The organism is Bacillus sp. V5-8f, from assembly GCF_002863565.1.
In the GTDB taxonomy this organism is placed as follows: domain Bacteria; phylum Bacillota; class Bacilli; order Bacillales; family DSM-1321; genus Peribacillus.
In genome coordinates this window covers 136,535-159,750 of sequence record NZ_PGUW01000017.1, presented here as the reverse complement: position 1 = coordinate 159,750, position 23,216 = coordinate 136,535, and the positions used below count along the sequence as shown (strand labels likewise).

Annotated in this window: 22 protein-coding genes; 9 read left to right on the top strand and 13 right to left on the bottom strand. The window is 42.3% G+C overall.

The genetic code is table 11. The features are described 5' to 3' along the window. Positions 1-331 precede the first annotated feature (331 nt). Entirely contained in the window at positions 332-1,204 is an 873-nt protein-coding gene (locus CUU64_RS16490) for a nucleotidyltransferase-like protein (RefSeq protein ID WP_101634722.1), read from the bottom strand. Between the two features lie 152 nt (positions 1,205-1,356). Here CUU64_RS16490 and CUU64_RS16485 point away from each other — a divergent pair, with 152 nt between their 5' ends. Continuing rightward, positions 1,357-1,704: a YgzB family protein gene (locus CUU64_RS16485; protein ID WP_101634721.1), complete on the top strand. Its 348-nt coding sequence runs from the start codon at positions 1,357-1,359 to the stop codon at positions 1,702-1,704. A 62-nt stretch (positions 1,705-1,766) separates the two neighbouring features. On the opposite strand, the gene perR is transcribed toward CUU64_RS16485, so the two are convergent. The 5 genes from perR to CUU64_RS16460 form a co-directional block, all read right to left on the bottom strand. Continuing rightward, complete coding sequence (gene perR, locus CUU64_RS16480; RefSeq protein WP_101634720.1) at positions 1,767-2,210, bottom strand: peroxide-responsive transcriptional repressor PerR; 444 nt, start codon at positions 2,208-2,210, stop codon at positions 1,767-1,769. 129 nt (positions 2,211-2,339) lie between these two features. Beyond that, positions 2,340-2,888, bottom strand: coding sequence for a cob(I)yrinic acid a,c-diamide adenosyltransferase (locus tag CUU64_RS16475; protein ID WP_101634719.1), 549 nt, complete (start codon positions 2,886-2,888; stop codon positions 2,340-2,342). Between the two features lie 2 nt (positions 2,889-2,890). Then, positions 2,891-3,841 carry a D-2-hydroxyacid dehydrogenase gene (locus CUU64_RS16470; protein ID WP_101634718.1) on the bottom strand — a complete coding sequence of 317 codons (951 nt, stop codon included), beginning with the start codon at positions 3,839-3,841 and terminating at the stop codon, positions 2,891-2,893. Between the two features lie 402 nt (positions 3,842-4,243). Then, entirely contained in the window at positions 4,244-4,708 is a 465-nt protein-coding gene (bcp, locus tag CUU64_RS16465; RefSeq protein WP_101634717.1) for a thioredoxin-dependent thiol peroxidase, read from the bottom strand. 63 nt (positions 4,709-4,771) lie between these two features. Further along, entirely contained in the window at positions 4,772-5,191 is a 420-nt protein-coding gene (locus CUU64_RS16460; RefSeq protein WP_101634716.1) for a potassium channel family protein, read from the bottom strand. 108 nt (positions 5,192-5,299) lie between these two features. On the opposite strand from CUU64_RS16460, the gene CUU64_RS16455 reads away from it, so the two are divergent. Then, complete coding sequence (locus CUU64_RS16455; RefSeq protein WP_101634715.1) at positions 5,300-5,521, top strand: twin-arginine translocase TatA/TatE family subunit; 222 nt, start codon at positions 5,300-5,302, stop codon at positions 5,519-5,521. A 70-nt stretch (positions 5,522-5,591) separates the two neighbouring features. On the opposite strand, the gene CUU64_RS16450 is transcribed toward CUU64_RS16455, so the two are convergent. The 5 genes from CUU64_RS16450 to CUU64_RS16430 all read right to left on the bottom strand — a co-directional run bounded on the left by CUU64_RS16450 (position 5,592) and on the right by CUU64_RS16430 (position 9,219). Continuing rightward, positions 5,592-5,906, bottom strand: coding sequence for a DMT family transporter (locus CUU64_RS16450; protein ID WP_101634714.1), 315 nt, complete (start codon positions 5,904-5,906; stop codon positions 5,592-5,594). After that, positions 5,906-6,250: a DMT family transporter gene (locus CUU64_RS16445; protein ID WP_101634713.1), complete on the bottom strand. Its 345-nt coding sequence runs from the start codon at positions 6,248-6,250 to the stop codon at positions 5,906-5,908. Before CUU64_RS16445 ends, CUU64_RS16450 begins: the two co-directional genes overlap by 1 nt. Before the next feature lie 254 nt (positions 6,251-6,504). Continuing rightward, positions 6,505-7,290, bottom strand: a complete 786-nt coding sequence (locus CUU64_RS16440; protein ID WP_101634712.1) for an ABC transporter permease — start codon at positions 7,288-7,290, stop codon at positions 6,505-6,507. Between the two features lie 4 nt (positions 7,291-7,294). Further along, the gene (locus CUU64_RS16435; protein ID WP_101634711.1) at positions 7,295-8,086 is read right to left on the bottom strand and encodes an ABC transporter permease; all 792 of its coding nucleotides are present in this window, start codon (positions 8,084-8,086) and stop codon (positions 7,295-7,297) included. A gap of 107 nt (positions 8,087-8,193) precedes the next feature. Then, positions 8,194-9,219 carry an ABC transporter ATP-binding protein gene (locus CUU64_RS16430; protein WP_101634710.1) on the bottom strand — a complete coding sequence of 342 codons (1,026 nt, stop codon included), beginning with the start codon at positions 9,217-9,219 and terminating at the stop codon, positions 8,194-8,196. A gap of 170 nt (positions 9,220-9,389) precedes the next feature. Between CUU64_RS16430 and CUU64_RS16425 the strand changes: the two genes are divergently transcribed. From CUU64_RS16425 to CUU64_RS16395, 7 genes are all read left to right on the top strand, one after another. Further along, on the top strand, positions 9,390-10,697 hold the full coding sequence (locus tag CUU64_RS16425; RefSeq protein WP_101634728.1) for a glutamate-1-semialdehyde 2,1-aminomutase: 1,308 nt from the start codon (positions 9,390-9,392) through the stop codon (positions 10,695-10,697). 334 nt (positions 10,698-11,031) lie between these two features. Beyond that, complete coding sequence (locus CUU64_RS16420; RefSeq protein ID WP_101634709.1) at positions 11,032-15,504, top strand: glutamate synthase-related protein; 4,473 nt, start codon at positions 11,032-11,034, stop codon at positions 15,502-15,504. 251 nt (positions 15,505-15,755) lie between these two features. After that, positions 15,756-16,829, top strand: coding sequence for an FUSC family protein (locus CUU64_RS16415; protein ID WP_101634708.1), 1,074 nt, complete (start codon positions 15,756-15,758; stop codon positions 16,827-16,829). A 374-nt stretch (positions 16,830-17,203) separates the two neighbouring features. After that, positions 17,204-17,842 carry an HlyD family efflux transporter periplasmic adaptor subunit gene (locus CUU64_RS16410; protein ID WP_101634707.1) on the top strand — a complete coding sequence of 213 codons (639 nt, stop codon included), beginning with the start codon at positions 17,204-17,206 and terminating at the stop codon, positions 17,840-17,842. A gap of 39 nt (positions 17,843-17,881) precedes the next feature. Next, the gene (locus CUU64_RS16405; protein WP_101634706.1) at positions 17,882-19,495 is read left to right on the top strand and encodes a DHA2 family efflux MFS transporter permease subunit; all 1,614 of its coding nucleotides are present in this window, start codon (positions 17,882-17,884) and stop codon (positions 19,493-19,495) included. 38 nt (positions 19,496-19,533) lie between these two features. Next, positions 19,534-20,070, top strand: a complete 537-nt coding sequence (locus CUU64_RS16400; protein WP_101634705.1) for an NAD(P)H-dependent oxidoreductase — start codon at positions 19,534-19,536, stop codon at positions 20,068-20,070. Between the two features lie 9 nt (positions 20,071-20,079). Beyond that, complete coding sequence (locus CUU64_RS16395; protein ID WP_101634704.1) at positions 20,080-20,514, top strand: hypothetical protein; 435 nt, start codon at positions 20,080-20,082, stop codon at positions 20,512-20,514. Between the two features lie 110 nt (positions 20,515-20,624). Here CUU64_RS16395 and CUU64_RS16390 read toward each other — a convergent pair whose 3' ends face one another. Both CUU64_RS16390 and ntdP read right to left on the bottom strand, forming a co-directional pair. Continuing rightward, positions 20,625-22,379: an ABC transporter ATP-binding protein gene (locus CUU64_RS16390; RefSeq protein WP_101634702.1), complete on the bottom strand. Its 1,755-nt coding sequence runs from the start codon at positions 22,377-22,379 to the stop codon at positions 20,625-20,627. Positions 22,380-22,554: 175 nt separating this feature from the next. Further along, a complete protein-coding gene (gene ntdP / locus CUU64_RS16385; RefSeq protein WP_101634700.1) occupies positions 22,555-23,082 on the bottom strand; it encodes a nucleoside tri-diphosphate phosphatase in 528 nt (175 codons plus the stop codon). Positions 23,083-23,216 lie beyond the last annotated feature (134 nt).

The following is a 23,216-nucleotide window of genomic DNA, read 5'->3' as shown; positions in this document are numbered from 1 at the left end:
CTGAGCCAGGATCAAACTCTCCGAAGAAATGTTTGGATAGCTCATTTGCACATGGATGTGCTGGCATCAATGTTGTCACAGGACGTGACGAACTTAGTCGATGATTCCTTATTTTAAAGTGTTTGCTCACTATTAAAAACGTTGGCGCTTTGTTTTGTTCAGTTTTCAAAGAGCAATTTCTTTGCCACCTGTCTCACAAGCGACTTTTTAAACTTATCATATTACCAACTCAGTTGTCAATAAGTTTTTTAATGTTTTTACTGCGAAAACTAATGTCCCGCAGCGACGTTTATTAATATATCACCTTACTATTGAACAGTCAATGAGTTTTTTAATAATTTTTAACCTGATAAAAACGATGGTATATTTCACGACCTTTAGTTTCAACTTTCACCACGTCAATCACCTGTTTATCAATAAGGTATTCTAGTAAAACACCAAGATCAATGGAATAGTGGATGAGCTCAGGATGTTCCATAAGTTCAGCAATACTCCACTTATCACCTTTTGTATCCATTACCTCCAGCAGGTGCTGAGAGCCAAGGTTTGTCCTTGAGTAGATTAGGAATTCACTTGCTAGGAACAATAATTCAAGCCGTTGTTCCAATGATTCTTCACTGCAGACCAACTCTTCATACAGCTTATAGATCTCAGGTTCCATATGCCTTACTTGATTCCAGACCGTAACTTCCGGATGGAATCCCTGCTCAATAATTTCAAGGCGGGCAAGGTGATGCAAAGAATGGACTACATGATTATAGGCATCCAGATAGTGCCCGTTCTCGAAAAATGCCTTCCCATCCATGTATCTCCTAATTAATTTTGCAAATTCAATCCCCATTTTAATCTTTCTGCCGTAAAACGGAAATTCCCTAATTTCTGTTTTTAAGTTTGAAAGAAACTCGTTGCGGTCAAATAGAATCTTTCCACTTTGAATCCAATCGACAACCTTCCGATTAGTTCCCAAAAGAAGCCAGTCCTTCAACTGTTGTTCATGAACAACGTGCAACGCGGCTTTTTGATCTCGATATGTATAATGTTTCACAAATACAGCCTCATTAGCTTCATTCACAATTACAAAGAGAACATAATCAAAGGTATCCGTTATTGGGCTGTCATTTTGTCGTTTTTCTATTAATAAGATACCGAGCGTCGATTGCATGCTTGCCCGTTCTTGATAAATCGGACGAAGGATGTCCTCCATATTTAACTCCTCCAAACCCTCTATATGATTTTTATAGTTCGACAATCGCCACATCTTTCCCTGCTGAATCGGCTAAATAATCCGAATTTACTATATTAATGTTCATGCCGGAACTTATTTTATGATATAGTTATATTCCAGGAGGGACAACTATGGCGAAATATTCAAGCAAAATAAATAAGATCCGAACTTTCGCATTAAGCTTGATTTTTATTGGATTCATCGTCATGTATGGAGGAATATTTTTTAGAAACTCGCCGATTGTTATGACAATTTTTATGGTCCTGGGGCTTCTCTTCATCGTGGCTAGTACAGTGGTTTATTTTTGGATCGGCATGCTTTCTACAAAGACGATTCAAGTGAAATGCCCGAATTGCGGCAACCCGACAAAGATTCTTGGCCGGGTTGATATGTGCATGCATTGCAGCGAACCATTGACTTTGGATAAGAACCTAGAGGGGTTAGAATTTGACGAAAAGTATAATCGAAAACGGATATAACTTGGCCCTCTTCTAAATGTTGAACAAAGAAAAAAGTTCCTACCAGTATCGGCGGAACTTTTTTAATGTGCTTCTTTAGCAGAACATTCAGGACAATCACCGTAAATTTCCATACGATGATGGCTGATTTTAAAACCTGTAACATGGGAAGCTAAATGCTCCACTTCGTCCAATCCAGGGTAATGAAAATCAACGATCTTTCCACAATTTTGACAAATCACATGATAATGGTTTGTGGTAACAAAATCAAACCTGCTGGAAGAATCTCCGTAAGTCAACTCTTTTACCAATCCAACCTCGCGAAATACTCTCAGGTTATTATAAACCGTTGCCACACTCATGTTAGGGAATTTCCCTTCCAGCGCCTTATAAATATCATCGGCTGTAGGATGTGACATTGAGTTTATTAAATATTCCAGTATCGCATGACGTTGGGGAGTAATCCTGACTCCGGTATCCTTCAATGCATCCAATGCTTCTTTAAGCTGTGTTTCAGACACCGTCATCCACCTCTTTTTCTTAAATAAAAAAATTCTTACTTTATAATGTTTATAATTAGTGTACATTCCCGTTCTTCTGTTTGTCAATATATCTACTACGATTAAAGAATAAAAACACTGGTAATTTAATCCGTTTCACTGGTGCAGTGTCGGTTCTGTAGCCCCTAATTTCGAATTGACAAGTCTGGCAGCTACAAATAACAGATCTGATAAACGATTTAAATAAGCCAGCACGAGAGGGGAAACACTATCTCCTATTGATACGGCACAACGTTCTGATCTGCGTACGATTGTCCTGGCCATATGGAATGACGCACCTGCCGGATGCCCTCCTGGTAACACAAAATTCGATAACGCGGGAAGGGAAGCATCCCATCGGTCAATCGCTGCCTCGAGTGCAGCGATATCCTCATCCTTAAGCTTCCACTTGATTTCCTTTCCTACAGGAGTAGCAAGCTCGGCCCCAACATGGAATAAAGCTGTCTGGACTTTATGGAACACTTCTATTATATTCTCTTTACCTGCAAAACTTTCGTTATTTAGATAACTTAATGCAAGGCCAATCATGGAATTTGCCTCATCACAAGTACCATATGCCTCTACTCGGTTATCGTTTTTTGAAACACGGCTTCCATATATAAGCGAAGTCGTGCCTTTGTCTCCAGTTTTTGTATATATTTTCATGATTAATATCCCCTTTTCGGATCGATTACATTAATATACTTATTACCGCCATTCAAATATTCCTTAAAATTGTGCTCGAAAATTTCAAACGACCTTGGAAGATATTGTTTTGTTTTGCTTGAAAGATGCGGAGTCACTGTGACATTTTTCATGGACCAAAAAGGGTGTCCTGCTGGCAGAGGTTCGTGGCAAAATACATCCAGCACGGCATGGGCAATTGTTTGGGTGCGCAAGGCCGTTAACAAGGTGTCCTCATCATAAAGATCTCCACGTCCTATATTTACAAAAACAGCTTGTTTCTTCATTCTCGAGAAGTGTTCATCCTTTAACAATCCTTGTGTCTCTTTCGTGCTGGGGAGGACAGAAACGACATAGTCCGCTTGTGGAAGGATAGCAAGCAGCTCGGGTAAACTATGGATGAAATCAATATATTCTACCTGCTTCCCGCTCTTGTTGACACCAATTGTGTTCATATTAAAAGCTTTGGCAAGCCGGGCTATCTCGCTCCCTATTGCACCCGGACCGAGAATTAGCATTGTCTTTTCATGCAACTCCCCAACCCCTATTCTTCGGTCCCATTTTTCCAGGGCTTCATTTTCCGCAAGAAGTTTTTGTTGTTTTTCATATTGAAGAAGTACGCCGATTGTATATTCCGCCATTGGGGTCTTGTGAATTCCTCGCGCGTTGGTAACGAGGACATTTTTCTCCGCAATTATATGAAATGGCATCTTCTCAAGGCCTGCAGACATGACCATAATCCATTTAAGGTTTTGCGCCTTTTTTATATGGGCTTCCGTTAAATCTTCCCCATACGTAATCAGAATCTCAGCATTAATCAATCCTTCATCTTCTAGTGGCAATCCTTTTTGAAAATAGAATTGGTGAGAAGGAAATTTCTCCTGCATGTCCGCCTGAAGAAAATCCGGTGGAATTAGCGTTGATAGTACTTTCATAACATTTTCCCTCCAATGAGTTATGTAATTTCCTTAATGATATTTTACCATTTAACACGGCTGCAGGAATAAAGAAAACGCGCCGGTTAACGAGCCTTGGAAAGGCAGAGGTTGGATCGAGGTGCGGTCACACATACGTGACCAAGCACTAGCTGTAATTTACCAGTATTCTGCGTTGCTCCTAAATTGTCCGTTACGTCGCCTGATTATTGTAATTACTGATCCAAAATAAAAAAAGCGCAAGCATATAGCCTACGCGAAAGAATAACTTTGAGGAGGTATTCCCTTACTTAAAGCATATTCCTTTATATAAAAATTGCATGAGACAAATGCCTCTACCTGGAAAAAAAGGGCAAAAAAACTTGCCAGTCGTTTGATACACTAAATATCTAACTGGCGGGTTCAATGACCTTTCAGATACTCTAGTGCTTCCTCGACATGTCCTTTAACTTTTACATTCCGCCACTCTTTTACAAGAACGCCCTCTTTATCAATTAAAAATGTTGAGCGCTCTATACCCATGTATTCCTTGCCAAAGTTTTTCTTTAACTTCCAAACCCCATACTTCTCTGCGGCTTGATGTTCCACATCTGCCAGAAGAGTGAACGGCAATCCATGCTTTTCGATGAACTTAACATGTCTTTCAGCAGGATCCGGACTGATTCCGACAATCACCGCATCCAACTCCTCAAATTTTTCATGCTGATCCCGAAAATCACATGCTTCCGTTGTACAGCCAGGTGTCATATCCTTAGGATAAAAATAAAGCACAACATACTTCCCTCTAAAGTCCTGAAGTGAAACCTGTTCACCATCTGCTGATGGAAGTGTAAAGTTTGGTGCTATTTCTCCGGTTTTTGCTGACAATTAGCCCACCCCATTTCTATTCTTCAAGGTAAGCCTACCCAATAATGCCGGTAAAAACAACTTTCAAACATCCTTCCGCTCATGTTGTTCAAACTCTATCACAGTCCGAATTAAAAAGGCAGCGGGTAAGGTGTACCCAACAAATGCTTCTACCGCAGCAATAATCCTGCCGATCCCTATTGGGCTTACATCACCATATCCCACCGAAAACATCGTCATAGCACTGAAATAAAAGGAAGTTTCCAGCTGTTTGAAAAAATCTTCTTGGACTCTCATGCCGCTATCAAGAATTACTGCATAATGGTTCAACTCAAACAATAAATAAATCATTGCGAACCCAATTAAAATAGTTCCATATAAATTAGCAATCCATATAAGATTTTCTAACGAAAATTTCTTCTCACTCTTTTCTTCTACAAAGATAGTCCGAATGCTCATGACCATACAATAGACGATCAGGGACATTAATAGATAAAATGCCATTCTTCACCTTCTCCCAAAAGGCCTGTTTACCCCTATTTCTACTCCCCATCAAAAGCTAATATGCCAATATTAATTTAAAGGGGCTATAATACACTTATAATCCCAACAATGATAGGAGTTGAAAATGCGCTTCCAAATATTGGATTTCCTGGTTTAATCCTCATACTAATTGCAGCCTTGATCGTGATTGGACCCAGTAAATTGCCAGAAATAGGCCGGGCAGCAGGAAATTCTCTCCGTGAGTTTAAAAAGGCAGCTTCTGGTATTTCAAATGATATTTCGGATGAAATAGCAAAGGATATTGAAAAGGCGAAAAAGGAGAGTAAATAGGGTGTACGGCTGGCGCCTTACACTTTTCCACTCAAAAATTCTTAGAACTAGTCACCAATTTTTTAGGGCTTTAGGACACGATTTTTAAACCGACCGCAGCAGCTAGAATTACAACAATAAATAATATCCTTAGCCAATCTCTAGACTCACCATACAGGACCATGCCCAGAATGGCCGCACCCGAAGCTCCTATTCCAGTCCAAACGGCATACGCTGTTCCCATTGGCAAAGATTCCATCGCAAGTGAAAGAAACAAAAAACTAGCCCCGAACCCTGCGGATAAGAGCACTAGTGATTGCCAATTTTTCTCTTGATGGTACTTGCTTATCATGACAACTCCCAACATCTCGCATAAACCTGCCAAAATCAAAACAGCCCATTCCATCACCGACCAGCCCCTTCTTCTTTTTTGTCCTCTGTTGTTATAATTTTTAACCCAATCACTCCCGATAAAAGCAGCAATATCAACAGGACTTTGGAAAGTTTAAATGGCTCACCAAAGATGATCATTTCAGAGATAACGGTGCCTGCCGTCCCCAAACCGACAAATACTGCATAAACCGTCCCGGCGGGAAGTCGTTTTCCAGCCATGATCATTCCACCAAAACTTATAAGGATTGCAACTACAGTGCCAGTCCAGGACCAAAATCCATCGGCGTGCTTTAAACCACTTACCCAAATCACCTCAAATATAGCTGCCATAACAACCTTCAGCCATTCCGAATTCATGCTGATAACTCTCCTTCCCATTGTTACAAATAAAAATAGCCCGGGAGAATACTATTCTTCAGTACCTCTCCCAGGCTTTTATCCTTCCGTGTAACAGCTCTTAGCTACCGTTTTCTCTGAGACCAGTCCATGGAATAAACGCAGCGGATTCTAGAAAACTGTTTTTATTTTATTTACTCGCATTTCTGGCTAGTATGCACTTTTACTGAGCACTATGAATTTATAGATTTCCTATATCAAAATACATCGAGCTGTTAATTTCCTGCTCCCCTGTACCTTTTCACTCCTTGGTTCCATATTGCGACTGAAAACATGAAGAAAATTACGCCTATTATTGGAGTAGCAAATGAATACATATACCATTCTTCTTTTCCTAAAAAGTAGGCGGAGGGATATACACCCACAAAGGCAAACGGTAAAACCCAGGTCAGCACGAACCGGATTACCTTATTATAGATATCGACCGGATAGCGTCCATAGTTGCCAATATTGTACATCATCGGCATGATGGAATTTTTGGAATCCGACCAAAAACCAATGCTCGCAATCGCAATAAAGATGGCACCGTATGCTAAAGCACCGCCAATAGCAAATACAATAAACAAGAAGGGATCATACCATGCGATATCAAGCCCAAGCGCAGAGCCCGCATAAAAAATCACAACAAGGCCTGTAACCGCCCCAAATAAGGATTCCAACTCGATCCGTTCCAGTATGATTTGGAACAAGCTGTGAATCGGCCGCGTCAGAATCCGGTCCATTTCTCCCTTAACTATATAACGATCGTTAAAATCCCAAATGTTAAAAAACGAGGAAAAGATCGCATAAGGCACTAAGAAAAATCCATAAATAAAAATAATTTCATCTCTGCTCCATCCAGCAAGGAGCTGTGTATGTCCAAAAACCACCAGTATAAACACCAGATTGACAGCCTGGTTTAACAAATCGGACAATATTTCCAAAACAAGGTCGGCCCGATATTGGAGCCTGGTTTTCATATACTGGCCCATATATTGAAAAAACATCGATACATAAAACATGGCGTCAGCCTCCTTGAATAATGAGCTGCTTTTTAGCCACTATCCAAAGAAATTGGATCGGGATAAATAACACAAACACCCAGATGGCTTGCAGCAACAAGGCTTGTAAGATGTCTGCACGCTCGAATCCACCTGTAAAAATCATACTTGGAATATAGCTAATGCCTTGAAAGGGCAGATACTTCATAATCTCCTGTGCCCAAAAAGGGTAGAAGCTGATAGGTAAAAGCAAGCCAGAAAACAAGTCGATGACAACCCGCTTAGCTCTTATCAAGCCGGCATTATTATAGAAGAAAAATGTAGTGATGCCTGTCAGCAGGTTGATTTGTGTATTGATAATGAAGCTCAAAAGCAATGAAATACCAAAATAGCCCCATAAAGCCGGTTTACTCGGGATATCAACAGGAAAGATCAACGACACCAACAACATCCCTGGGATTGAGAAGAAGAAGAATCGGAAAATGCCCTCCCCAAGCCCTTGCATCGTTTTCATTCCTAGGTAGTTATAGGGCCTAATTAATTCGACAGCAACCTTGCCTTCCTTGATTTCAACCGCGATTTCCCGGTCAAGATTATTGAAGTAAAACGCCCGGGCCATCCACGCAATCGCAACATACGTCGTCATTTGCAAGATCGATAAACCTTCAAGCGAGCCCTTATCGCCATAAATGGCTTTCCACAGGAAATAGTAGGCCCCTATATTAATGCTATAGATTAAAATTCCTGTGTAGTAATCCGTCCGATACGCCAGCATCATTAGAAACCGGATGCGGATCATTTCAAGATATTTTCCCAAGGTCTTCTCTCCTTACCTACATATATAACAAAATCTTTTAGCAGAAAATTGTTGTTTAAGTGAAAAATTGAGCAATGAAATGAGACCTAACCCTCAGGTTCGGCTGTTTATACTCCACGCCCTGTAGAGGACATTCCCTGTTCATAAATATTCCGAACGATTTCTTCAATTGACGTTTCAAGTATGTTAACATCTTTAATTTTAAAATGAGACACAACCGCCGAAATCAACTGCGAAATATTATCTCTTTCTTCTTTTACATAGGCGATATAGGTTTGATTTTTCTCATCGTAATCCCAAATGGTTTCAAACTGGAGCGGTAATGACTTCAATTCCGATAACCCTACTTCTTCCAGGAATTGAAAATGGATCTCTTTTTCTTCGGCCCAATTGTTTTTCAGGCTCTGTAATCCGCCGTCGTAAATAATGTTTCCTTCGTCTAACATAACAACCCTGTCGCACACTGCCTCGATATCCGCAAGGTCATGTGTAGTCAACAGAATGGTTGTGTTATATTTTTGATTAATTTCCTTCAGAAACTGGCGGATTTTCACTTTAACCAGTACGTCAAGTCCTATTGTCGGTTCATCAAGAAACAAAAGAGGCGGATTGTGAATTAATGCTGCAGCAAGCTCACACCTCATCCTCTGACCGAGGGACAATTTACGGACAGGCTTATCAAGCAGCGGGCCGATAGCAAGGGTCTCGATAATATGGCCCATATGTTCCTCATATTGTTCATCCGGCACCTTATAAACCTTTTTCAATAAACGAAAAGACTCCTGGACGGCGATGTCCCACCACAGCTGTGAACGCTGACCAAACACCACACCGATCGTCCTGGCGAATTTCTCCCGTTCTCTGTGCGGATCCATTCCGTTAACCCTGACACTGCCGGAAGTAGGAGTGAGGATGCCTGTCAGCATTTTGATTGTAGTAGATTTCCCTGCCCCGTTTTCACCTATATAGGCAACCATTTCCCCCTGTTTAACGGTAAAATTTATATCGTTAACTGCCGGGACGATTTTATAGTTTCGTGTAAACAGATCACGAAACGCCCCCTTTAATCCGGCTCTGCTTGAAAATACTTTAAATTCTTTTCGCAGCTGCTTCACTTCGATCGCATTGCTCATTATTAGATTCCTCCATACGGTCAACTAACCCTAGGAAAATAGTTTATCCAATCATGGGCATGAAAACAATCCATTTGCATAGGTACCAATCACCCTTTACGGATTTTTTATTAAAAAGATGATAGAATGGAAGTTGGTGATTTTGCAGGAAAGATAGGAGGCAATCCATGATGAAATTTACGAATTCTGACAATTTACATAAGGAAGCTTTAGAACATATCGTTGGAGGAGTGAACAGCCCTTCCCGTTCTTACAAGGCAGTAGGCGGCGGTTCACCAGTAGTAATGGAACGCGCTGAAGGTGCCTACTTCTGGGATGTTGATGGAAATAAATATATTGATTTTTTGGCAGCTTACGGCCCAATTATTACTGGCCATGCACACCCCCATATTACAGAAGCAATCACGCGCGCGGCTCAAACCGGGGTGCTTTATGGTACCCCTACCCCGCACGAAGTAGAGTTTGCCAAGATGTTAAAAGGGGCCATGCCTTTCCTCGAAAAAGTCCGTTTTGTCAATTCGGGAACAGAGGCAGTCATGACAACAATCCGAGTTGCCAGGGCTTACACCGGACGGGACAAAGTGATCAAATTTGCCGGCTGCTACCACGGCCATTCTGATCTGGTTCTAGTTGCAGCAGGGTCAGGGCCTTCTACATTAGGCACACCGGATTCAGCAGGAGTACCGAAAAGCATTGCACAAGAAGTGATTACGGTTCCTTTTAATGATATCGAGCCGTTTAAGGACGCCCTCGCTAAATGGGGAGACCAAATTGCAGCTGTCCTGGTCGAACCTATAGTAGGGAACTTCGGAATTGTCGAGCCGAAACCAGGATTCCTTGAATCGGTTGTTGAACTAACTCACGAAGCTGGCGCACTGGTAATCTTCGACGAGGTCATCACCGCGTTTCGTTTTATGTATGGGGGAGCCCAGGATTTGCTCGGAATTCAGCCTGACTTAACAGCCCTCGGAAAAATTATTGGCGGTGGTCTTCCTATCGGGGCATACGGCGGTAAAAAGGAAATCATGGAAACTGTCGCTCCGCTTGGCCCCGCGTACCAGGCGGGAACGATGGCTGGAAATCCTGCTTCAATCCTCTCTGGCATTGCTTGTCTAGAGGTATTAAAGCAGGATGGTGTATATGAGGAAATGGACAGACTAGGCACTATCCTTGAAAAGGGGATCTTACAGGCAGCAGAACAATACGGTGTGTCTATCACCGTCAATCGCTTAAAAGGTGCCCTGACAATCTACTTCACTAATGAGAAAGTGGAAAACTACGAACAGGCGGAAAATACAGATGGTGAAATGTTTGCTAAATTCTTTAAACTCATGCTTCACCAAGGAATCAATCTCGCCCCTTCTAAATATGAAGCTTGGTTCCTCACCACCGCCCATACGGACGAGGATATTCTTAATACTCTAAACGCGGTTGAACATGCATTTAAAGAGTTAGGAAGCTCCTCCACGATCGCATAAAAATTCAGTGGATATACAAACCCGGGAGGTCTACTTTTTCCCGGGTATTTTTAAAATTATATTGAAAGCGTTTCCAATAAATATTTCAACAACTGTAAAACCACGTAATAACTTGTCTCTTCCTATCCAACTTTCTGTATAAATAATTGATTTAAGTATTCTAAAATGGTAATATATTGTTACTATTCAGAAAATTCTTTGTCTTTATTTATCTTAATAGAAGTCGCCCCGGAATCATCTAATCCATGTTCTTCATCATGTTCCCGGAAACTGCAACAACTTATAGGAGGTGGAGGCAGCAATAAGGGACCCCCTTATTAACCGCCGGATAAAAATGACACAACAATGGAGCCCAAGCTTATTTAAACAATTCCATAAACAGGAGCATGACGCATGCGGCATTGTGGCATGTATTGAAAAAAAGAAGATCCCTACAAGGGAAAATATTTTTGCCTGCATCGACGCCCTTGTCAGAATGAACCACCGTGCCGGTTTCATTAACGGTGAGGGTGATGGTGTGGGAATCCACATCGATATCCCTAGGGAACTTTGGAAAAAGAAGTTATCAGCTGAAGGTATTGACCCTGAAGAAGCCGAAAAGGAAACATTTATTGTAGGCCATTTATTCTTAAGCAGGAAAACGGATACAGAAACAATGATGAAAGAAGTAAGGGAAAAATTACTTCAGCAAGGGCTTTCCCTGCTTTTTGAAAGTGATAAAGCATACAATCCGTCAGCACTTGGACCGATTGCCCTCCAGGAAAATCCCATTTTCTGGCAATTTGCTTGTACAACTGAAATTGCTAACCAAAAGGAACTTTCGAAAGTCCTGTTTGAATTAACGCCTGCCATCGAAGAAAACGATAACATTCATGTAGCGTCTTTAAGCCAATATCATGTTGTTTATAAAGTAATGGGTGCCGGTGACATTCTTCCTAACTATTATCCTGACCTAGCGGATTCGCTCGCCGCATCTACCATGACTCTCGGGCATAACCGCTATTCAACCAACACCCTTTCAAGCTTTTTCCGTGTACAGCCATTCAGTGTCCTAGGGCATAATGGTGAAATCAACACGATCAGCAAACTCCGTGACGAGGCTAAAATGATAGGAGTGCCGCTTGTAAAAGACGGCAGTGATTCGCAGGATTTAAGCCGTACCATTGAAACGTTCATTGCAAGACATGGTTATTCCTTGTTTGAAGCAGTTGATCTATTATTCCCGCCTATTATTAACGAAATCAAAGTTTACCCAAAGCACCTGAAGAACCTATATACCTATTTGCGTGAAGCGTGGGGGCATTTTGCGCAGGGTCCGGCCGGAATTATTTCTCGTTACGGCAATGAAGCAGTATTTTCAGTAGATTCATTGGGTCTTCGCCCTTTATGGAACATAGAAACGGAAACCTCCTATTTATTTTCATCCGAACCAGGTATTATCCCATCTTCCGAATATACAGGCGATCCAAAACCGATTGGCCCCGGGGAAAAAATAGGACTAAAATGGGAAGGCAACTCTATCAAGGTATTTAATTATAAAAACTATCAAGACGAAGTGTATCAAAGATACAGCCAGCGCTTCATGCTATCAAACGACCGCGAGCGCCTGAATCCTCCAGTTTTTGAAAAGCCTGCGATCACAGAACAGCAGGCAGGGATCCATAATGGCCAGTATAAAGCATTCGGCTGGGAAAGAGACCATGTCCAGCTTGTAGAGCAAATGGCAGAAAAGGGAGTTGAACCGATCCGTTCCCTGGGTCATGATGCACCTCTTGCAGCCTTGAATCCGCAAAGAAAAAATATTGCTGACTATATTAAGGAAAGCGTTGCAGTTGTAACCAATCCGGCAATCGACCGCGACCGGGAAATGGAACACTTTTCTACACGGACTATCATCGGCAAGCGCCCTTCTTTATTCGCCAAAGAACAAGCGGGCAAGGTTTGCGAGCTTTTGACGCCAATACTGATCGAAGGTTCAATTGGTAGTGAATGTGCAAACGCTTTAACTCAGCCAAGCTATGAGCAACTTGTCTCATATTTCAGCGACCAGCGGCTGTCACATATCATATCAGCCACATTTACCGAAACGGAAAGTATGAAGGAAGCGTTGGATAGACTGGCAAAAGAAGCGATTTCTGCAGTGGATGACGGCAAAACGCTGATTATTCTTGACGATGCCAAAGCCCATCAAAATGGAAACCTATGGCTGGACCCGCATTTAGTAGTTTCCGCTATCGATCAGGCCCTTGTCCTGACTGGAAAGCGGCGGAACTGTTCTTTGCTATTGCGGTCCGCCGCCATCCGTTCTCTGCATGATATCGTAGTAGCTTATGGCCTAGGGGCAAATCTGATTAGCCCCTACTATATGTTCCTATCTCTCACCAATGAAACAGCAGCGCCGGCTACAAATTTATATAATGCATTAACGAAAGGCCTGGAAAAAGTCATTTCCACGATCGGGATCCATGAGTTAAGGGGTTACGGGCGCCTATTTTCAAGCATTGGGCTGAACGAGGAAATCGGAACGTACTTAAATGTGGTAAACTTCTTTGGTTCCAACGAATTAATGCATAATTTCAATCTGTTGAAAGAAGACGCAAAGCAGCGCGCCATCGACTATAACAACGATAAAGACCGGATCGGGAAGACATTCAATCTGTTCCCAAGAATCTGGAAAGCAATTGGCGATGTTGCTTCAAGCGGGGATTATACTGCCTATGGCGAGAAGATCACTGAACAAGAAGAAGCAAATCCTACTACCATCCGGCATTTAACAAGCCTAAAGAAAACGGACGCTCCCGCTCCTTTACATGAGGTAGATATTTCGGTCGGGGAACAAAATCTGCCGTTTGTTATTGCTTCCATGTCTTTTGGTTCCCAAAATGAAACAGCTTTCCGCGCATATGCCGAAGCTGCGGACCGCTTAAACATGGTCAGCATGAACGGTGAAGGCGGAGAAATTAAGGATATGCTGGGTAAATACCCGAGAACCCGCGGCCAGCAAATAGCTTCAGGACGCTTCGGTGTTAATGCAGAACTGCTGAACTCGTCCAACCTTTTAGAAATAAAGATTGGTCAGGGAGCAAAACCTGGAGAAGGAGGACATCTCCCAGGTTCGAAGGTTACAGCCAAAATTGCGGAAGCACGTAATGCGACAATCGGTTCTGATTTGATTTCACCATCCAATAACCATGATATTTACTCAATTGAAGATTTGGCACAGATGATCCACGAGCTAAAAACGGCTAACGACAAAGCGAAAGTAGCCGTTAAAGTTCCTGTAGTACCTAACATTGGCACAATTGCTGTCGGAATCGCCAAGGCCGGGGCTGATATCATCACTCTTTCTGGGTTTGATGGCGGTACAGGAGCTGCCCGTATACATGCTCTCCAGCACGTTGGGCTGCCAGTCGAAATTGGGGTAAAAGCAGCACACAACGCCCTTTTGGAAGCGGGTATCCGCCAAAACGTAGAAATTTGGGCAGATGGGGGTCTAAAGAGTGCTTTGGACGTAATAAAAGTGATGCTGCTTGGCGCCAACCGGGTCGGCTTCGGTACGCTTTCCATGATTGCCGTCGGCTGCACCACTTGTCGGGGCTGCCACCTCGATACATGCCATGTAGGCATTGCAACACAGATCGAAACCGAGGCACAGGCTAAGGAACACGGTTTACGCCGATTCGTTCCACGTCAATTAGACCTGGCTGTACAAGGCTTAATGAATATGTTCACCGCGTTTGGCAACGAATTGAAGGCTTTGACAGCTTCTCTTGGCTTCAAAAACTTGCAGGACATTGTTGGCCGTTCGGATTTGCTTATCCAAGATAAAGGGAAAGAATTGCTTGATTTGACCTACCTATTGAAAATGCTCGACATTGGCCAGTTTACTTACAAAGAAACAGCTGATTCCCTTTCTGAAGGAGCTCTTCAAGTGGCTGTAGGAGCAGAATATCTGGATTCTCGGGTCGATGATCTTCATGAGTCCCGCTCATATAGTTCCGTAACATCTGATCAGCGTGTTCTTGGAAGCAGGGTTTCCTGCCATCGTGTACGCGGAAGATTAGATGGGTCCTATAAGAAGCTCCCTCCGGTCCATCTTCAGTATAGGGATGGCTCCATTCCAGGAAATGGCCTGGGTGCATATAATACCGAAGGCATAGATATCAGTGTAAATGGAGGCGCACAAGACGGCGCTGGTAAAACCTCTATAGGAGGTAATATCTTGATCTTTAAGTCTCCTGGAAAAGACGGAAAGTTTTACAATGGATCAGTTGGGAAAGGATTCGGGTATGGAGCTCAGCATGGACTGTTAGTTGCGCAGGGAGATGCCGACGCCCGCGCCGGAATCCGGCTTTCCGGGGCTGATATGATTATTGGTGGCCAGCTGAAACATCCTCTGCCAGCACAAGAAGCAGGAAATTTAGCAATCCATTCAAACATCAAAGGTTTTGCATTTGAATACATGACTAATGGGAGAGGATTGGTTCTAGGGGATCCAGGGCCATGGATTTGTGCGGGGATGACAGGCGGTGTAGTTTATCTGCGGCATCAACCGGAAGCGGGATTGACTAAGGAGTCCATCCAAAGAAGAATTGCTAAAGGGGCAAAAGTTTCCATTGAGCCGCTTTCAGCCACTGGTTTAAAGGATGTTGGCGAGCTTCTTGGCAAATATGTTTCCTTATTAAAAGAACAGGGACAAAAAGAAGAAGCTCTGTCTTTGGAACAGCTCCTTTCCAATCCGGAACAGCATTTTCTACAAATCGTTCCTGTTAAAGAACAGGCGGATCCATCTGTTTCGACTGAATGATTAGACTATGTGAAAAGCTGGTACACGTTGGTGCCAGCTTTTTTATTCCCCGCAGAACATTTTTTTAGTTTAAAAATTCTTGAACTATCTATTTTCCACTTGAATCTGCCTTTCAAACCCTGTATATTACATTATTGTTTACTTTCGATTTTTTTAGTGTAAAGTACTCATAAACAGCATGCCAATACTGCATAAAACTTGTTGATTGTCAGCGTATAGATAACCTTGAGGAAGAAAGGATATTTTTTTATATGAAGTTAGGTGCCCGCATACTTAAAACGGGAATCGCAATTGTTCTTGCATTATACTTATCTGAACTGTTACAACTCCCCTCCCCTGTTTTTGCGGGGATTGCGGCTATTTTTGCTATACAGCCGACGATTTACCGCTCCTATTTATCCGTCATGGAACAAATACAAGGAAACCTGATAGGAGCTTTTGTTGCTGTATTATTTGTGCTATTGTTTGGCAATCATTATTTTATCATCGGATTAGCCACAATCATTGTCATTTCCATTAACTTAAAGCTTAATATGGAGAGAAGCCTAATCCTCTCTATAGTTACGGTAATCGCCATAATGGAAAGCCAGCAAGGGGATTTTTTGCAATTCGCGATGGTCCGCTTTTCGTCGATTTTGCTAGGAATCCTGTGTTCCTTTATCGTCAATCTGGTTTTTATACCGCCAAAGTATGAAACAAAGCTGTATAACCGAATTTCCGGTGTCACCGAGGATATTTTTAAATGGATCCGAATCAGCACCCGACATGCTTCTGAACATACTCTATTGAAAAAGGATATAAGCGTGATTAAAGATGAGCTTTTAAAACTGGAGCAAATCTATTCGATGTATAAAGAAGAACGTCCTTATTTTAAGAAGGAAACCCTGGGAAGATCAAGAAAACTGGTTGTTAACCGGCAAATGATCGTGACAACAAAGAAAGCTTATGAAACCTTGAAACGGATCCATAAGTTCGAAAATGAGATCTCATTGATGCCTGAGGATTTCCAGGCCCAAATCCAGCATCAGCTCGATTCTTTAATCCATCGCCATGAACAACTTCTATTAAAGTATATTGGAAAAATCAAGGCTGGAGGTTGTATAGAGGAATATGGCAGTCATTCTTTAAGCAGGCAGGATTTCCTTTCATTTTTCTTTACCAAGTTAAAAGACATGAAAAACGATGAAGAGGAAGAAGTTCCTACCCGGCTTGTCCCCTTGATTTCTGCCATTATTGAATATGAAGAACAACTGGAACATCTCGAAACACTCATCATCAGTTTCCAATCCTACCACAAAAATGAAAATGAGGTCTCTGTCCAGTAAGATGACTAATGCTGGACAGAAGATAGCAAAGGCAGTTCCGGCATCGGAACTGCCTTTATTTTTTGGGCGCGCATTTATTTTGCAGTCTGTAGAACATGGTCCCTTCCTCTCTCTCTAAACAGGGATGGAATTCTTGGCAATTTAATTACTTGAACTTTATTAATATTACTAGAAAAGTCGCATGTTTCATTGCAATAAATTTATGTTTAACTCAATTCACATAAGATATGATTGCACCCCCACCACCTCTCCACTCTTATTAAGAGTAATAATTTACACTTAAACATCAAACACTCTATAGAAGCAGCACCAATCATCAACAAAAGACATCATAAATAGTTATGGAACACATGACAAATGGAAAGGAGATCAATATGGGTAGAGGACGTTTAATTCTTGTGAATATTATCGGGATTATCATTATTTTTGGGTTGATCGCAGGAGGGGGCTACTATTATTACCAGAACACGAATTACGTAAATACTGATGATGCTCGGGTTGCAGGAGACATGGCTACAATTGTAGCACCTACAGCAGGTCATCTAACCGGCTGGAATATCCAGGAGGGAGATCAGGTTAGTAGAAATGCAACAATTGGAAGAATTTCCGGCGGAGATGGAGCCAGAAATATTTCTGCTGTTTCGGAAGGTACTGTTGTTCGTGAACAGGTAAACGAAAACCAATTAGTACAGGCTGGACAAGTGCTGGCCCAAACCATCGATATGAACAACATATACATTACAGCCAATATTGATGAAAACAATATTGAAGACATTGAAGAAGGAGACAGTGTCGACATTACGATTCAAGGGGATCCAAATACGGTATATGAAGGCACCCTTGAGAAAATTGGTTATGCAACAAATTCTGTCTTTTCATTAATGCCGCAGCAAAACGCTAGCGGAAACTATACGGAAGTAACACAAACCATTCCTGTCAGAATTTCCATCAATAGTCCATCCGATACTGTCCTTCCTGGAATGAACGCTGATGTGCGGATTTCCATTAAGTAATGGACATGTTATACGCAGTTCAGGAAAGGAGTTTGTCTAATGGCTTCCCCAACTGTTGATCAACAAGACCCTGGAATAAGGCAGCATATTCCGCTCCTTAGTATATTGATGCTTGGTCTATTTATTGTCTTTATGAACCAGACTGTTTTAAGTGTGGCAATGCCTAGAATGATGACAGATTTTAACGTAGGCGCCACTACGATTCAGTGGCTTTCAACCGGATTTATGCTCGTTAATGGCGCGCTGATCCCTTTATCTGCATTTCTAATTCAACGATATGGAACTCGCAAACTGTTCCTATTGGCAATGACACTTTTTACAATCGGTACATTTATCTGCGGAATCGCACCGAATTTTTCTGTCATTTTGATTGGCCGCTTAATCCAAGCTGCAGGAGGCGGGATTTTACAGCCGCTGGTCATGACAATCATTATGTTTATCTTTCCTCCCGAAATAAGGGGTAGGGGAATGGGGATTTTTGGTCTAGCTATGATGTTTGCCCCTGCGATAGGCCCGACGCTCGCAGGATGGGTAATAGAACATTATAGCTGGCGAGTTATGTTCTACGGTATGGTTCCTTTAAGTGTAATTGTCGTAATTCTGGCATTTTTCACATTAAAAAATGTATTGGAGCCTAAACCGGTAAAACTGGATTATTTAGGTGCCTCTTTATCCCTGTTGGGGGTTGCAGCACTATTGTATGGTGTCAGTGAAGCAGGAACTGAAGGCTGGACTGACCTTATCGTCCTTTCCACAATTTTGATCGGCGTTATTGCTCTTGTTGTTTTTGTGGTACAACAGCTACGTTCAGAAAGTCCGTTGCTGGATTTTAAAGTATTTAAATATGATATGTTCAGCTTATCCAATATGATTTCGGCCATTATTACAGTGTCCATGTTCACCGGGCTCTTCCTGCTTCCGATTTACCTGCAGAGCCTTCGCGGGTTTACGCCGCTTGAGTCAGGCATCTTGATGCTTCCCGGTGCCTTGATCATGGCAGTCATGTCCCCTGTTTCTGGTGTGTTATTTGACAAGCTGGGCCCTCGTCCGCTTGCAATAGTTGGCATGATTATAACGATCATGACAACGTATGAATTCACTACCTTAACTCCTGAAACAGGGTATTCAACGCTATTAGTCATTTATATGATCCGTTCGTTTGGCATGTCCCTGTTAATGATGCCCATTATGACAGCAGGGATGAATCAGCTTCCTGAGAACCTGAATGCCCATGGGACTGCCATGACAAATACGATACGCCAGGTTTCTGGTGCTATTGGTACAAGCTTGGTAACGACGATCTATTCTAATAGAACGTCGTTCCATGTATCTACTTTAGGAAATCAAATGAGTGCCACTGATCCGGTCTTTGTGCAAACATTCCAATCCTTTGTACAGTCCATTATCCAGTCTGCTCATCAAAATGCAGAACAAGCACAACAGACCGCTATGGCGATGCTATCCGGACAAATCCGGTTGCAGGCAAATGTGCTAGGCATAAATGATGCCTTTTTCTGGGCTACCGGATTCACCATTATAGGCCTTGTACTAAGCGTGTTTTTGCGTGATGTACGTAAAGATAAAAAAAGGGAAGAAGAAAAAAGAAATAAGGATATACGGCTGCTGCCTTCCCCTATTAACGAAACGAAATAAATCGACAATCACCATCAACCGACTGGGGGTATGTATAAATGAATATTTACGTGGTATATGACAGTGAGGGTGAACATACCAAGCTGTTGGCAGAATCGATTGCTGAAGGGGCTCGCAGGGTAGAAGGCGCGGAGGTTCTTATCGACCATGTTAGCACGGCAGATATTTATAAACTATCTGATATGGATGCCATTCTTTGGGGATGCCCTGGACACTTTGGAACGATCAGCGCGGGATTAAAGTCATGGATCGACAGGCTTGGGCATTTATGGGCCAAAGGAAAGCTAATCAATAAAATAGGAGCGGTTTTCTGTACAACCGCAACAGTCCACGGCGGAATTGAAGCAACAATGTTAAATTTGATAACGCCTATGCTTCACCAGGGAATGATATTGGTGGGCCTTCCTGGAAGTATACCGGAAAATGCTTTGTATGGTTCTTACTATGGAGTTGGCATCACCTGCCCTCCAGACAGCCCGGAAATCATCTCGGAAAACGGGCTTGAGTTGGGCCGGGCACTGGGTGAACGCGTAGCCAATGTGACTAATTCATTCATTAACGGCCGTCAGGGGTGATGATAAATTATGGCCATTCTTATATTTCTTATTATTGCTCTCCTCGTTGCTGCGGGGCTGATAGCACTGAATGTAAGGGCATCCACTCCCCGCAATCGGGATTCTGGCACTCTGGACCGTACTGAGCTTCCAGAATCGATAGTCATTGCTCGGGATGATGGCACAGAAGCTGGTGATGAACCCTCCAGACCCGCCGTCCAACTTGAAAGTGGGGAACCGGAAGTCCATGCTGAATCACAAGATGCCGATTCACCCAGAACTGTTACCCGGCTTCGTGATGATAATAAGATGAATGATTTCGATTATCGCCAGGCTTTGCAAAACATGAAAAGCCAGGTAGCCCAGGATGCAGAGCCTATTCGGAATATAAAATCAGAAGAAGTAATGAACGATAATGCTTTCCGTGATTCGCTGAAAGCTTTCAGCCAGAAAGAAAAAAAATGATTGTGGTAGCTGTCAAGCAACCGGGGCCGACCGTAAACTTCCACATTTTGATCTGAACGTTCGTTAAGATCAAAATGCAGAACATTGGTCAGCCCCATTTTTAAGTGACATCATGTTAAGGAATCAAGCTGCTGGACCATGAACAAATCATAATAATGGCCTTGCTTTTTCATTAATTCTTCATGTGTTCCCATTTCGGCGATTGCCCCATGCTCAATCAAAACGATCCGATCCGCATGGGTTATGGTTGATAACCGATGGGCAACTATAAAGGTCGTTCGGTCCCTAGCCAATGTATCAAGCGCTTCCTGAATCAGGTGTTCACTCTCAAGGTCAAGCGCTGAAGTCGCTTCATCCATTACAAGGATTGGAGGGTTTTTCAGGAACACACGAGCAATGGCCACGCGCTGTTTTTGCCCGCCTGAAAGCTTCACACCTCTTTCCCCGACTTTTGTATCATAGCCTTCTGGAAGATTCATAATAAAATCATGGGCGTTCGCTGCTTTCGCAGCCTTGATTACTTCTTCCTTCGAGGCTTCCGGATTCCCCATTAAAATATTTGACAATACCGATTCGCTAAACAAAATGTTGTCCTGAAGGACCATGCCGATTTTATCCCGCAGGCTCCGTACTTTGTAATCACGGATATCGGTGCCATCTAGCATGATGCGACCTTCATTCACATCATAAAAACGCGGCAAAAGGCTTATCAGTGAAGACTTTCCACCTCCGCTCATCCCTACAAGAGCAATGGTCTCGCCCTTTATGACGTCCAGGTAGATATTTTTCAATACCGCTTTTTCCTTTTCGTCATACGCGAACGTAACATTTTCAAACCGGATGTTACCTTCCACATCCATAAGTTCCTTAGCACCCGGTTTATCATCTATATCATATTTCTCATCAATAAACTCGAATACCCGGTCCATCGAAGCCAAGGTCTGGGTCATTGTGGTCGACGAGTTGACCAGCCTGCGCAACGGATTATATAACCGATCGATAAACCCAATAAAAGCTACCATCGTCCCTAATGTAAGATTTTCATGAATGACCTGGTACCCCGCATAGCCAATTACAATCAACGGAGAGATGTCCGTAATAGTGTTTACTACTGCAAAGGATTTTGCATTCCAGCTTGTATGCTGGAGCGCCTTATCAAGAAAATTTTTATTTTGCTTATCAAACTTCTCCTGTTCATAATCTTCATTCGCGAAACTCTTAATCACAGGCATCCCCTGCACACGCTCGTGCAGGTGGCTCTGAAGATCAGCCAGTGCTTGGGAACGGACCCTTGTGATTCCCCTCAATTTCCCAAAGAAGTGCTTTACTGATAACGCATAAAATGGAAGCAAAATCAGTGATACTATTGTTAGGGTAATATCCATTGTAAACATAATGGCAATTGCAATGATGATTGTGGCAATATCAAGCCAGAGGTTCATCAAACCGGTAATCACAAAGTTTTTTGTTTGTTCTACATCATTGATCACCCTGGAAATGACCTCTCCAGCCCGAGTATTTGAGTAATATTTAAAGCTTAGCTTTTGAATATGGGTAAACAGCTGGTTTCGAATATCATATAATATTCTTGTTCCTGTCCATTGGGCAAAATATTGCCGGTAATATTCAATCGGCGGACGGAGTATTACAAAAATCGCGAGCATAATCCCCATAATCCAAAATAGCTTATCTGTTTTCATTGAGTTTGAAAGGCTGTTATTCCCTACGATATCATCTACCACATACTTTATTAAAATAGGAATTAAAAGAGGGATGGCAAATTTAATCAATCCAATAATAATTGTTCCAATGATTTGCCATTTATACGGTTTTACAAATTGCAGGTATCTCTTTACGCTGTCCACATAATTCCCCCGATTTAACAATTTTATGCTGCTCTACACTTATCAGGCCTGAGATGGGCACGCCTTTTCCAAAGGCGAATGGCAGATCAGCCAAGGATTTTTCAATTATACAAACTAAAGCCAGCTGCTAAATAAAAACCTGTTGCGAGTCTCAACAGGCCTGTTCTTTTCCATATTATCGATAGGTTAAAAAACGCTCATACCAAGAATCAATGAATTCTGCAGAAAAAGGTCCCTTCCGCTGGCGGATCAAATAAATTAAATGGTCCACGTTCCGTTTCAAAATCTGGTCAATCACATCCGGGTAGTTCATTTCCCTGCGATGCCGTTCATATTCATCCTCATCCAATAAATGAAAAGTCATATCCGGAAACACCTTAATATCCAGGTCATAATCAATATACTTTAGCGCCTCATTATCATAGATGAATGGTGAACTGAGATTGCAATAATAATAAACGCCATCCTCCCTCAACATTCCAATGACGTTGAACCAATATTTGGAATGGAAATAGCAGATAGCGGGCTCTCTGGTTATCCACGTCCTTCCATCCGATTCCGTTACCATTGTCCGATCATTTGCCGCTATAACAAGATTCTGTGTCCCTTTTAATACGGTGGTTTCTTCCCAGACTCGGTGGATATGCCCGTCATGCTTATAGCTGTGGATTTGGATTTTTCCTCCTTCATTGGGAATCCCCATGTCTTTTTTCCCCTACTTTCTCTGTACAACTGCATAGATAGATGAGCCATTCACAACTTGTCCAATGTTAATTTTTACTTATATTCCTTTATTATAGCGATTTACAGGAAAATTTAAAACAAAAGAGAGCTAAC